Source organism: Leifsonia xyli subsp. cynodontis (assembly GCF_050632205.1).
Classification (GTDB): Bacteria; Actinomycetota; Actinomycetes; order Actinomycetales; family Microbacteriaceae; genus Leifsonia; species Leifsonia xyli_D.
Window position 1 is genome coordinate 3,204,652 of the sequence record NZ_CP192578.1, and the last position, 12,590, is coordinate 3,217,241.

At 71.6% G+C, this 12,590-nt stretch carries 10 protein-coding genes and 1 tRNA gene; 4 read left to right on the plus strand and 7 right to left on the minus strand.

Translation table 11 applies throughout. The features are described from left to right. The 4 genes from ACQ86M_RS16025 to ACQ86M_RS16040 are packed head-to-tail and all read right to left on the minus strand — an operon-like array spanning window position 1 to window position 3,969. A complete protein-coding gene (locus ACQ86M_RS16025) occupies window positions 1-1,407 on the minus strand; it encodes an FtsW/RodA/SpoVE family cell cycle protein (protein ID WP_431246149.1) in 1,407 nt (468 codons plus the stop codon). Then, a complete protein-coding gene (locus ACQ86M_RS16030) occupies window positions 1,391-2,641 on the minus strand; it encodes a PP2C family protein-serine/threonine phosphatase (protein WP_431219602.1) in 1,251 nt (416 codons plus the stop codon). Before ACQ86M_RS16030 ends, ACQ86M_RS16025 begins: the two co-directional genes overlap by 17 nt. Before the next feature lie 3 nt (window positions 2,642-2,644). Beyond that, window positions 2,645-3,241 carry an FHA domain-containing protein FhaB/FipA gene (locus tag ACQ86M_RS16035; protein WP_431246150.1) on the minus strand — a complete coding sequence of 199 codons (597 nt, stop codon included), beginning with the start codon at window positions 3,239-3,241 and terminating at the stop codon, window positions 2,645-2,647. Beyond that, on the minus strand, window positions 3,238-3,969 hold the full coding sequence (locus ACQ86M_RS16040) for an FhaA domain-containing protein (RefSeq protein WP_431246151.1): 732 nt from the start codon (window positions 3,967-3,969) through the stop codon (window positions 3,238-3,240). The genes ACQ86M_RS16035 and ACQ86M_RS16040 overlap by 4 nt, the downstream gene beginning before the upstream one ends. A gap of 142 nt (window positions 3,970-4,111) precedes the next feature. On the opposite strand from ACQ86M_RS16040, the gene ACQ86M_RS16045 reads away from it, so the two are divergent. After that, a tRNA-Leu gene (locus ACQ86M_RS16045) sits at window positions 4,112-4,194 on the plus strand. A 112-nt stretch (window positions 4,195-4,306) separates the two neighbouring features. Further along, a complete protein-coding gene (locus tag ACQ86M_RS16050) occupies window positions 4,307-6,559 on the plus strand; it encodes an FUSC family protein (protein ID WP_431246152.1) in 2,253 nt (750 codons plus the stop codon). Window positions 6,560-6,563: 4 nt separating this feature from the next. Here the strand turns inward: ACQ86M_RS16050 and ACQ86M_RS16055 are convergent, their stop codons facing one another. After that, window positions 6,564-7,988 (minus strand): PucR family transcriptional regulator, encoded by a 1,425-nt coding sequence (locus tag ACQ86M_RS16055; RefSeq protein WP_431246153.1) that lies wholly within the window; start codon window positions 7,986-7,988, stop codon window positions 6,564-6,566. A 114-nt stretch (window positions 7,989-8,102) separates the two neighbouring features. On the opposite strand from ACQ86M_RS16055, the gene ACQ86M_RS16060 reads away from it, so the two are divergent. Then, a complete protein-coding gene (locus ACQ86M_RS16060; RefSeq protein WP_431246154.1) occupies window positions 8,103-9,200 on the plus strand; it encodes an alcohol dehydrogenase catalytic domain-containing protein in 1,098 nt (365 codons plus the stop codon). A 28-nt stretch (window positions 9,201-9,228) separates the two neighbouring features. Next, on the plus strand, window positions 9,229-10,662 hold the full coding sequence (locus ACQ86M_RS16065) for an APC family permease (RefSeq protein WP_431246155.1): 1,434 nt from the start codon (window positions 9,229-9,231) through the stop codon (window positions 10,660-10,662). Here ACQ86M_RS16065 and ACQ86M_RS16070 read toward each other — a convergent pair. Continuing rightward, window positions 10,659-11,879 (minus strand): sensor histidine kinase, encoded by a 1,221-nt coding sequence (locus ACQ86M_RS16070; RefSeq protein WP_431246156.1) that lies wholly within the window; start codon window positions 11,877-11,879, stop codon window positions 10,659-10,661. The genes ACQ86M_RS16065 and ACQ86M_RS16070 overlap by 4 nt on opposite strands. Next, the gene (locus ACQ86M_RS16075; RefSeq protein WP_431246157.1) at window positions 11,876-12,541 is read right to left on the minus strand and encodes a response regulator transcription factor; all 666 of its coding nucleotides are present in this window, start codon (window positions 12,539-12,541) and stop codon (window positions 11,876-11,878) included. Before ACQ86M_RS16075 ends, ACQ86M_RS16070 begins: the two co-directional genes overlap by 4 nt. Window positions 12,542-12,590: the final 49 nt, after the last annotated feature.

Genomic DNA, 12,590 nt, shown 5'->3' on the forward strand with positions numbered 1-12,590 from the left:
TCAACTCACCACCAGCCGGGGTTGATTGCGGACGGTGTCGGACAGCCGCAGCAGCAGCGCCACGATGATCCAGTTGGCGACGAGGGACGAGCCGCCCGCTGCCAGGAAGGGCGTCGTGAGGCCGGTCAGCGGGATGACCCGGGTGACGCCGCCGATGACGATGAAGCACTGCAGCGCCACGGTGAACGAGAGGCCCACGGCGAGCAGCTTGCCGAAGTCATCCTGCCCGGCGAATCCGATGCGCAGGCCACGGGCCACGAACACGAGGTAGAGGGCGAAGAGGGCGAACAGACCGGCGAGGCCGAGCTCCTCGCCGAGGCTGGCGATGATGTAGTCGCTCTGCGAGACGGGCGTGATCCACGGCTGGCCCTGGCCGAGCCCTGTGCCGATCAGGCCGCCGTGGGCGAGACCGAAGAGGCCCTGCACGAGCTGGAAGCTGCCGCCCTGTGCGTCGTACACGTTCTGCGAGAAGGGCGTGAGCCAGTTCGCGAAGCGGTCGTGCACGTACGGCAGCAGCTGGCTCGCCGCCACCGCACCGCCGACGATCAGCAGCAGGCCGAGGATCACCCAGCTGATGCGGGAGGTCGCGACGTACAGCATGACCAGGAACAGGCCGAAGATCAGCAGACCGGTGCCGAGGTCGCGCTGGAACACGATCACGGCCATGGCCATCAGCCAGACGACGAGCAGCGGGCCGAGGTCGCGGGCGCGCGGGAAGCGGATGCCGAGGAACTTGCGGCCGACGACGGAGAGCGAGTCGCGCGTCTGGACCAGGTAGCCGGCGAAGAAGACGGCGAGGCACAGCTTCGCGATCTCGCCGGGCTGGAAGCTGAACGGGCCGATGCCGATCCACACCCGCGCACCGTAGATCTCCTTGCCGATGCCGGGAAGCATCGGCAGGAGCAGCAGCACCAAGGCCGCGAGGCCGAAGAGGAAGGTGTAGCGCTGCAGGATGCGGTGGTTGCGGATGAGCACCACGACGAGGATCGCGCAGATGATGGCGATGGCGCTCCACACGATCTGCTTGACGCCGGCGCTGTCCCACCCGGCGTCCTTGAAATGGATGTCGATGCGATAGATCTCGGCGATGCCGATCCCGGTGAGGATGGTCGCGATCGGCAGCAGGAACGGGTCGGCCTGGGGCGCGACGAACCGCAGCGCGATGTGCATCGCGATGACGAGCGCCGAGAGACCCGCGCCGAGGTAGACCAGCGTCAGATCGATGTGGCCGAGGGCGCCCAGCTGCACCAGGACGATGGCGGCGGCGTTGATCCCGCAGGCGATCACGAGCAGGAAGAGTTCGAGGTTGCGCAGCTTCGCGGGCAGGCGCAGCCGTTTCACCGGCCCGGTGGCGGTCCGGGGAGGCCTGGTCTGGCGGGGCGCGGTGGCCCTATTGTCCGCGGGCATCGCTCAGCTGCTCCACGATCGTCTTGGCCGACGGCAGGTCGTCGGCGTTGATGGTCTGCTCCACTTGCTGCTTGTCGTATGCGGGAAGGTCGTTCACCGAGAGGGTCGTCTCCTCGTACAGGTGCGAGAGCCCGATCGGCCCGATGCCCTGCTGGACGCCCTGGTAGATGGCGACCTTGCCGTCGGGCGACGCGCCCACGTAGTAGCGGGACTGCGTCCACTGGTACCCGAAGAGGATGGCGAGCACGATCGCGACGACGAGGAGGATCAGGCCGATCATCCAGGTGAGGCGCCGGCGCCGGGCGCGGCGCGCATCCTCTTCGATGAGCTCGTCGAGGTAGTCCTCCGACTGCGGCTCGAAGTGCGTGGGGCCGGTGGCCGGCCGGATGGGGTGCAGCCGCAGTCCGGGAAGGCGCGCCGCGCGCGTGGTCGGCTTCGGCTCGACGCCGAACTGCAGCGGCGACGCGGCGGAGCCCACGGTGACGGGTTCCTTCATGATGTCGCCGCGTGCCGTGTCGCCGATGTCGAGCACCACCGCCGTCACGTTGTCCGGGGCGCCCGCGTCGAGGCTCTGCTTGAGGAGGCGCTCGGCCACCTGCTTGGGGCCGTCCTTGGAGGCCAGGGCAGCGAGCATGTCGTCGTGCTTCACCACGCCGCTGAGGCCGTCGGAGCAGATCAGCCAGCGGTCGCCGGGTCGTGTGTCGAGCGTCCAGGTGTCGATCTCGGGCGAGGCGTCCACGTCGCCGAGCACGCGCATCAGCACGGAGCGGCGGGGATGCACCATCGCCTCCTCCTCGGTGATGCGTCCGCTGTCGACCAGGCGCTGCACGAAGGTGTGATCGGTCGAGACCTGCTTCAGCTCGCCGTCCCGGAACAGGTAGATGCGCGAGTCGCCGATGTGGGCGAAGGCGAGCTGGTCGCCGACCCGCACCAGTGCGCTGACGGTGGTGCCCATCCCCGTCAGTTCCGGATGCTCGAACACTGTCTCGGCGAGCAGCGAGTTCGCCGCGATGAGAGCGGACTGCAGGGCGAACTCCGCCTCGGCGGCCGTCTCGTACTCCCGGTCGGCCTCGCGGATGCGGGTGACGGCGATGGCGGAGGCGACGTCGCCGCCCGCGTGACCGCCCATCCCGTCGGCGACGACGAACAGCTGGCGTCCGGCGTAGCCGGAGTCCTGGTTGTTCGAGCGGATCTTCCCGACGTGGGAGAGCGCCGCCGCCTTGTTCGCCGCCACCGGTTACCGCCGCAGCTCGAACGTGGTCGTACCGATCTTGATCGGCGTGTCGAGCGGGACCTGGGTCGGGACGGTGACGCGGCGGCCGTCGAGGAACGTGCCGTTCGTCGAGTCGAGATCCTGGATCATCCACTCGTCGTTCCAGAGGAGCAGGCGGGCGTGGTGGGTGGAGGTGTAGTCGTCGCGGATGACGAGGTTCGACTCGCTGGAGCGGCCGACGGTGATCGGGTCGCGGCCGAGGGGGAGCTCGGTCCCGGCGCGCGGCCCGGACGTGATGACGAGGCGTCGGGCGGTCTGCACGCTCGCGTTGGTGTGCCCGCTCGCGCGGTTCGCGCCGGAGGGGAGGGTGGAGACCGGGGCCGGCTTCATGACCGGCTCGGTCGGTCCGGCGGGCGCGGCCACGGGGGAGGGGACCGGGGCGGGGGCGCTCGCCGCCGGGAACGGGGAGGCGGGGGCCGCCGCCTGCGACTCCGGAAGCTTGCGCACGCGCTGCCCGAACAGGTCGGTGCGCAGCGCGTAGACGATGCCGAACACGAACAGCCACAGCAGGAGCAGGAAGCCGAACCGCAGCACCAGCAGGGTCAGCTCGCTGGGGTTCACGAGGGGCTCCAGAAGTTGCCGACGTCGTGGCGGCGCGTCGCATCCGCTCCGCTTCCGCCGGGCGCCGCCTGGGGCAGCACGCGGAACACGATGCGCGTGCGGCCCAGCGTGATGACGGACTCGGGCTCGAGGATGGCCTTGCGCAGCGGCTGGCCGTCGAGCTTGGTGCCGTTGGTGGAGCCGAGGTCCTCCACCTGGGCGCGGTGCCCGTCCCAGGTGATCATGACGTGCCGGCGCGAGATGCCCGTGTCGTCGACGGTGATGTCCGCGTCCGCGCCGCGGCCGACGACCGTGCGCGAGTGGCCCAGCGGGTAGTGGGTGCCGTTGATGTCGAGCACCGGGGTCCAGGCGACGTCGCCCTTCACGTTCTCGGACTCGACCTGCAGCATCCCCTCGGTGAGCTCCGCGTCCTCCTCGAGCTCGATGGAGATGCCGCCCGCGAATTGGTAGTGCTGGGTCGCCGCGTGCTTCTGCACGAAGTCGATCAGCTCGTCGGTGAGCGCCGCGCCCATGGAGCGCATCCGCGTGTAGTCGGCCCTCGACATGCGCAGCACGAACCGGTTGGGCGCGAGCACGCGGTCGCGCGCGACCACGGCCGCTTTCGTGTCGAGCTCCTTGCGGAGAGCGCTGGTGAGCTCGACCGGCTGCAGCCCGGAGCGGAAGGTCTTCGCGAACGCGCCATTGACCGCGCGCTCGAGCCCCCGCTCGAAGTTGTCCAGAATGCCCACAGTCTCCCGCTCCCGGCTCGATGACTACATGCATGTTAGTCGGAACCCTGGAAAACCCCCTGGCTATCCGGTGAAGATCAGTCTGCGGGAGGACGACCCGATTCGTGAACGGTCCGGACGTCGTGTTAGAGTTCCTGGGTTCGCGCGAGTGGCGGAATTGGCAGACGCGCTGGCTTCAGGTGCCAGTGCCCGCAAGGGCGTGGGGGTTCAAGTCCCCCTCGCGCACGGACACATCAGGCGCTCGAGAAATCGGGCGCCTGAGTCGTTTCCGGCGGCCTTCTCCGCGGGTGTTCCCTCGCAACTCGTGGCCCAATAGGGTGAGCGCGAGGAGGGCCGAGTGCGCGTCAGGGAGTGGCTGAGCAGACACGACCCGGGGTTCAGCGCCCTGCGGCGCGCGGGCCGGGCCGCGATCGTGATGCCGCTGCTGTTCGCGTTCGGCAGCCGGGTGATCGGCAACCCGGATGTGGCGTTCTTCTCGGTGTTCGGGTCGTTCGCGATGCTGCTCTTCGTCGACTTCGGCGGACCGCTGCGCGAGCGGGTGCAGGCGCTCGTGGCGCTGGCCGTCGTCGGCGCCGTGCTCGTGACGCTGGGCACGCTCGCCGCACAGCCGGTCTGGCTGTCGGCGGTGGGGATGGCGGTGGTCGCCCTCGTCGTGCTGTTCGCCGGATCGGTCAGCTCGGTCGCGGCGTCGGCCAGCACCTCCCTGCTGCTGTCGTTCATCCTGCCGGTGACGCTTCCTGGGACCCCCGCATCCCTCGGCCCGCGGCTGCTCGGGTGGGGGATCGCGGCGGTCGTCGCGATCGTCGCCGTGACGGTGCTGTGGCCGGCCCCGGCGCGGGAACGCCCTGCGGGGGCCGGCGGTGGATGCGATCCGCGCGCTCGCGGCACGGCTTCGCGCCGAGTCGGCCTACGTCCGAGGGGAGGGGATCCGGCGCTGGCCGCGGAGCGGGACCGCACGATCGCGGAGGCGGACGCCGGCGTGGCCGTGCTCCACGAGGCGTTCCTGGCGGCGCCGTACCGGCCGACCGGGCTGAGCACTCCGGCGCGGACCATCGTGCGGCTGGTCGACGAGCTGATCTGGCTCGACTCCGTGATGACCCAGTTCGACCGCTATGGCCGAGCGCCGTCCGTGATTCCCGGACCGACCCATGCGGCGGCGTGGACGGTTAAGAGCGCTGCCGCCGACGTGCTGGACACCGGTGCCGTCGTGCTGGCGCAGCATGGCGCAGATCCCGCGCCACTGGATGCCGCGCTGGGCCGCCTGGCGGACGCCCGCGTCGAGGTGGAGGCGGCAATGCTCACGGCTCCGGCGACGAGCGGACGCGGTGGCGGGTCGAGCGACGCGATGCTCACGTCCCTCGACCCCGGCTTCCGGGCTCAGGAGCTCGCCTACGCGGTGACGACGGTCGGCAGCAACATCTCGTTGACGGCCCGGGCGGAGCGGAGGTCGTGGTGGCAGCGGATGCTGGGCCGTCAGCCGGGCGGCCTCAGCGGACCGGTCGCCGCGGCCGCCGAGCGCGCCAGCGCGTTCGTCGGCTGGAACTCGGTCTGGCTGCGCAACAGCATCCGCGGTGCGATCGCACTCGGACTGGCGGTGCTGCTGGCCAAGCTCACCGGCGTGGACCACTCCTTCTGGGTGGTGCTGGGCACGCTCTCGGTGCTGCGGTCCAACGCGCTGAGCACCGGGCAGACCGTGCTGCGGGGCGTGCTCGGCACGGTGGCCGGCGTCCTCCTCGGCGCGGCCGTCCTGTTCGTCATCGGCGCGAATCCGGTGGTGCTCTGGGTGGTCCTGCCGGTCGCGATCCTGATCGCCGGGGTCGCGCCGGCGGCGATCTCGTTCGCCGCGGGGCAGGCCGCGTTCACGGTCGTTCTCGTCCTGCTCTTCAACATCATCGCGCCCACCGGGTGGACGGTCGGGCTCATCCGGATCGAGGATGTCGCCCTCGGCTGTGCCGTCAGCCTGGTCGTGGGCGTGCTGTTCTGGCCGCGCGGCGCCGCCGCCTCGCTGCGCCGGGCGATCGCCGACGCGTACCGCGAGGGGATCGCGTACCTCCGGGCCGCTGTGGCTTACGGGGTGGGCGAGCGCGACGGCGTGGCGGAGCCCCGGGCGCAGGCGACGCGGGCGGCTGCCGCGTCCAGGCGGCTCGACGACGCGTTCCGCACATACCTCGCCGAGCGCGGTGCGAAGCGGCGGCCGCTGGCCGAGGTCTCCGCCTCGGTGACCGGAGTGGCAGGAGTGCGGCTGGCGAGCGACGCGATCGTAGAGCTCTGGGGCGGGCAGCCGGCCGCGGACCGCCACACGGCGGAGGCCCGGAGCGCGCTGGATGACGCACTGACCGGTCTCGAGAGCTGGTACCGGCGGATGGCGGAGCAGCTCGTCGCCCTCGGGCCGCTTCCCCAGCCGGTGCCCACGGACCCGACGATGGTCACACGTCTCGCGGCGGCGGTGGTCGACCGGGCGGAGGACGCCGACGACATGGTCACCGCGGTCCGGATCATCTGGACGGCGGACTACCTGGAGGTCGTCAGCCGGCTGGAGACGGTCATCGTCACGCCGGTCGCGGTACTGCGCGACGACGTCACGCGCTGAGCGCTCAGGCGTGCAGCGCCCGCAGGGCGAGCCAGGCCGCGGTACGGTCGTCAGCGTCGGCGAGCGAAAGCCCGGCCAGCCCCTCGATGCGGTGGATGCGCGAGGTCAGCGTCTGGCGGTGCACGCCGAGGCGCTCGGCGGCCGCACCCCACGCACCGTTCTCGGCGAGGAAGACCCGGAGCGTCTCGGTCAGCTCACCGTGCCGTCCGGTCTCGTCGCGGAGGGGGTCGAGCAGCCGGGCGACACGCCGCGTGTCGTTCTCGCCGAGGCGGTCGAGCACGAGCGAGATGGTCGGGATGGCGCGGTAGCGCACGACGCGCTTTCCCTCCGCACGGGCGGACTCCACGGCGTGACCGGCCTCCGCCGCGCTCGGAGCCAGCGCATCGGTCGGCGCGGACGTCCCGAGCCCGAGGAAGACGGCGGAGGAGTACGCCTCCACGCGCGCGGCCACGGCATCCACCTGGTCGTCGCGCAGGAAGCCGGTGACGACGCCGTACCGCTCGGTGTGGAGGTGGGCGGCGCCGAGCTCGTCGAGCCAGTGCGACACCAGCCGTTCGACCTCCACCGAGGCGGACCGGGCGGTGAGGGCGAAGGCGGTGAGCGAGGTCTCGTGCACGCCCCACCTGCGCAGCAATGACACGGCGGCCGGACCGCCGGCGAGCAGGGCGTCGATCATCAGGGCACGCCCGAGGCGCTCGGTCCGGCTGGGGTCGTCGGTGCGGAGCAGGAGGTCGAGCAGCGCGGCGGCCTGCGAGCCGAGCTCGCGGGCGCGGCTCGAGGACTCGGTGCGCGGGCTCACCACCAGACGGGCGGACAGGTCCTCACCCGAGCCGACGACGTGCACCTGGAGGGCGCGGTGCCGAACCCGGACCGGCCGGGAGAGGGCGACGGCCATCGCATCCTGCACGTGCAGGCCCCCGGCTCCAGCGCTGGTGATGACCTGCCCGTGCCGGTCGAGGAGCACGACCCAGCCGTCGATGCGGTGGGCGAGCTCCGCGACCACACCGGAGACGCCGCCCCGCCGCGCGGCCAGGGTCAGCACCTTCATGGCGCTGGTGACCGCGCGGTCCTCTGCGGCCTGGTCGACCGCGAGGAGCGCGGTGAGCACGGGCCCGAGCAGCTCGTCCGACACCTCGGTGCCGACGATTGCGGTCGTTCCGGTGCGCTTGAGTGCGGCGAGGAGCCGTGCATCCTCGCCGTGGGCCACGATGACCGCCTGCTGCAGGGCCTCGCGGCGCTCGGCCTCCGGGGCCAGCGCGGCCGTCGCGGCTCTCGCGCTGGCGACGACCAGTGTGGCGAAGGAGGGATGTCCGACGACGGAGAAGTCGTCGAGGGCGACCACGGCATCCACCCGCAGGCCCGCATCCAGGCGCCCCTCGATGGTGCGGCCGCCCAGGGAGCGGGCGATGGAGGCGATGTCGCGGGTCACGAGGCCAGTGTACGAAATGTCGAACAGCAGGCCGGGCGATCACGGTTTCGGTGAATGACAGGCCGCCGGACCGCTTCCTAGCATCGAGCGAGACCCGCACACGAAGGAGTACCCATGCAGGCCGTCGTCTTCACCGCACCATCCGCCGCCATCGAGTTCACGGAGGTGGAGCTCGCCGCTCCCGGACCGGGTGAGGTGCGCGTGAAGATCGCGGCGGCCGGCGTCTGTCACTCCGACCTGCACGTCAAGCGCGGCGAGTGGGATGCTCCGGCTCCGCTCGTGATGGGGCACGAGGGCTCCGGCATCGTGACCGAACTCGGAGCGGGGGTCACGTCACTCGCGGTCGGCGATCACGTCGTCCTCAGCTGGGTCCCGCCGTGCGGCGACTGCCGCTACTGCCGCTCGGGGCACGAGGCGCGCTGCCAGAAGGTGGCCACCATTGTGGCGCCGAAGGGCGTGCTGTTCGACGGCACCTCGCGGCTCTCCCGCGACGGCGAGCCCGTGCACCACTACCTCGGCGTCTCCTCGTTCGCCGAGGAGGTCGTCGTCCCCGCCTCCGGCGCCGTGAAGGTGCGCGACGACGCACCGCTCGACATCATCGCCGTCGTCGGCTGCGCCGTCGCGACCGGCGTCGGAGCGGTGCTCAACACGGCGGCGGTCGAGCCCGGTTCGACGGTCGCGGTGATCGGCTGCGGCGGCGTCGGCCTCAATGTCGTGCAGGGCGCCAAGCTCGCCGGGGCCGAGCGCATCGTCGCCATCGACGTGCTGGCCGACAAGACGCAGATGGCGCTGCAGTTCGGGGCGACCGACCGCATCGACGCGTCACAGGCGGACGCGGTGGAGCAGCTCTTCGACCTCATCCCCGACGGTGTCGACTACGCGTTCGACGCCATCGGCCGCACCTCCACGACCGAGCAGGCGATCCGGATGCTCGGCCTGGGCGGCGCCGCGGTCATCGTCGGTCTGCCGCCGACAGGAGCCAAGGCGTCGTTCGAGCCGCTGGTGCTGGCTGAGGCCGACCAGCGCATCCTCGGCTCCAACTACGGCTCGGTGCGCCCCTCCATCGACATCCCCGCGCTGGTCGACCGGTACATGGACGGCCAGCTCAAGCTCGACCCCCTGATCTCGGGCCGGCGACCCCTCGCCGAAGCGGCGGAGGCCTTCGAGGACCTCGAGTCCGGCTCCGTGCTCCGCACCCTCCTCATCCCTTAGCCCCACCCGAACGACTCACTGGAGAGCCATGTCAACCACCCAAACACGGGCGAGCACCCCCACCGATGCCGGGCTCCGGCACGGCGTCATGAGCGGCCCCGAGCTGGCCGCGCAGGCGATCGCGAACATCGCGCCGAGCGCCGTGATCGCGTTCACCGCGATGTCGATCTTCGTCGGCGCCGGCAACGGGACGATCTACTCGTTCATCCTCGCCACCATCGTGATCCTCTGCGTCGGCTACTGCGTCGTCGTGTTCGCGCGGAAGCACGCCTCGGCCGGCTCGCTGTACACCTACGTCGCGAAGGGCCTCGGCCCGACCGGCGCCTACCTGGCCGGCGTCACACTGGTGATCGGCTGCTGGGGCATCGCGGCCGGCTCCCTCGGCGGCGCCGTGCAGTACTTCGACCAGTTCCTCATCCTGCTCGGCGTTCCGGCGGGCGGCATCGGCTGGTACATCGCCCTGGCGATCGTGCTGGGCGGCCTCGCGACGCTGTTCACCATCCGCGGCATCCGGCTCTCGGCGCGTGTGTCGCTGGTGCTGGAGCTGGTGTCGGTCACGATCATCACCATCCTGCTCATCGCCGCCCTGGTCTGGGCCGGCCCCAAGGCGTGGGATCCGGCGCAGGTCTTCGCTCAGGGTGCGCCGTTCCAGGGCATCGCGGCGGGCATGGTGCTCGGCATCCTCGGCTTCGTCGGCTTCTCGTCGGCGGATGCGCTCGGCCGTGAGGCGAAGAACCCCTACACGGCGATCCCGCGCGCGATCATGTGGAGCGCCCTCGTCGTCGGCGTGCTCTACGTCTTCGCCGCCTACACGCAGATCGCAGTGCTCGGCGACGACCTCGCGAAGAGCGCCAGCCCGCTGGAGGACATCGCCACCCTTATCGGCATGCCGTCGTGGTTCGCCCCCATTCTGACCTTCGGCGTCGGCGCCTCCTTCTTCGCGGTCGTCGTCGCTCCGCTCAACGTCGTCGGACGTGTCATCTACGTGATGGGCAAGGAGGGCGTCGTGCCGGAGCGGTTCGGCCGCACGCACGAGCGTCACCTGACCCCGCACCGCGTGCTGCTGGTGGCGGGACCGGCCGCGATCGTGCTCGACGTCATCCTGTTGCTCGTCGGCGCCGGGCCGATGGACATCGTGGTCTGGGTAGACACCTACGGCGCCTACGGCTACATGGTCGCGTACGCGCTGGTCGCCATCGCGTGCATCGTCTACACGCGCCGGGCCGGCATCCCGAACCGGCTGGTGTGGGTCTGCGCGGTCGTCGCGGTCGCGGCGATGGCGTACGTGTTCTTCGCGAACGTGTGGCCGGTGCCGGCGTTCCCGCTGAACGTCATCCCGTACCTGTTCCTGCTGACCCTGGTCGCGGCGGTGGCGTGGTTCGCCTATCTGCGAAAGCGCCGGCCGGAGGTCATCGAGAACATCGGCAACACCGAGACGGACGCCCTGGAGGGCGTGGGCTAGGCCCGGCGCGGCAGGCGGACCGTCACCACGGCGCCCCCGGAGGCGGCGTTGGTCGCCTCCACGGTGCCGAGGTGGCGGCTCACCACCTCGGACACCAGGGCGAGGCCCAGGCCGTAATGGCGTGGCCGTGCGTCGCCGGGCTGCGCATCCCGGGCGGTCGCGAAGCGCTCGAAGGCGCGGGACTCGACGCCGGCGGAGAAGCCCGGACCGTCGTCCTCGACCACGAGCTGCACGCGGTCGCGGACGATGGATACCGTCAGCCGCACCCGGGAGCGGGCGTGGTCGAGCGCGTTGTCGAGCAGCGCGACCACCATGCGCCGGAGGGAGACGGGCGCTCCGGTGACCATCGCATCCGGAGCGGCCTCGACCTCGATGCGGATGCCGCGCTCCTCCGCCCGGCCCTGCGCCGACCGGGCGACCGTCTGCGTCAGCTCGGCGAGGTCGACCCCTTCGCTCTCGGCGGTCTGCCGCGGGTCGGCGGCGGTCAGCAGGTCCTGAACGATCTCGGTGAGGGCACGGCTGTCGTCGACGATCTCGTCCAGCCCCGCCTGCACATCCTCCCCGGATGCGCCGCCCGTCGCCACCTGCCGCCGGAGCAGTTGCGCGCGCGTGCTCAGCAGCGTGAGCGGCGTGCGGAGCTCGTGACCGGCGTCCGCGACGAAGCGCCGCTGCAGCCCCAGCGCCTCGGCAAGGGGCCGGATGGAGCGGCGGGCCAGCAGGAGGCCGATGCCCGCGGCGGCCAGACCCGCGATCAGCCCGGAGCCGATGAGGGCGACGAAGAGGCGGCTCAGCTCCTCCTGCTGCTCCCGCAGCGAGTAGGCGATCTGCACGACCTTGCCGTGCCGCACATCCGTCTCGACCAGGTAGCGCTGGCCGTCCGCTTCCACCACGCCCGACACGGAACCGCCGTGCTCGATGACGTTCTCGATGGCTCCTTCGTCGGGCAGACCCTCCGGCATGCCGGGCGAGCTCTCGCGGCCCTGCGGCACGACGACGGTCACCAGCAGGTTGCGGGGCGCGTCGTGCACCGAGTCGACCATGGAGGCGTCGTCGAGGGCGCGCCGTGCCGACTCGGCCTGGCCCGCGGAGACGACCGTGTAGATCACGACGCCGAGGGCGATGAACAAGCCGAGGATGATGAGCGCGAACTGCAACGCCAGGCGGCGGGAGGCGGAGCGCAGCTCGCGCTCGTCGGCGTTCGTCAGCCTGCCCTTCACAGCGCGCCCATCCGGTACCCGACGCCGCGCACCGTCTCGATGAGCGAGCGCCCGAACTTGCGGCGCAGGTGGTGGACGTAGGTGTCGACGACGCCCGGGTCGTCGGCCGCGGCGAACACCTCGTCGAGCAGAACGGCACGCGAGAAGACCTGTGCGGGCCGCCGCGCGAGGCGTTCGAGCAGCGCCGACTCCCGCTCCGACAGCGCCGTGCGGGAGCCGTCGTCGAGGGTGACCGTGCGGCTCTCGACGTCGAGGCGCCCGCCGGGGAAGCGGACGGTGGGCACGATCGCCGAGGCGCGGCGGGTGAGGGCGCGCACCCGCGCCACCAGCTCGTCGATGTCGAAGGGCTTCGCGAGGTAGTCCTCGGCGCCGGCGTTCAGCCCGTCCACCCGGTCGGGCGGCGTGCCGAGCGCGGAGAGCACGAGGACCGGTGTGGTCACCCCGCTCTCGCGCAGCCGGCGGAGCACGTCCAGGCCCTCGACGGCCGGGAGCCCGCGGTCGAGGACGATCGCGTCGAACGGGGTGGTCAGTCCGAGGTGCAGGGCGCGCTGGCCGTCGGCCGCGACCTCGACCTCGAAGCCCTCCCAGCGCAGCAGGGCGTCGAGCATCCCGGCGAGGCGGCTGTCGTCCTCGGCGATCAGAACGCGCACCCTGTCGGCCATCTCGGCAGTATAGGAGAGCCCCTCCGGCTCCTGGCGCGGCGCTGCGGTC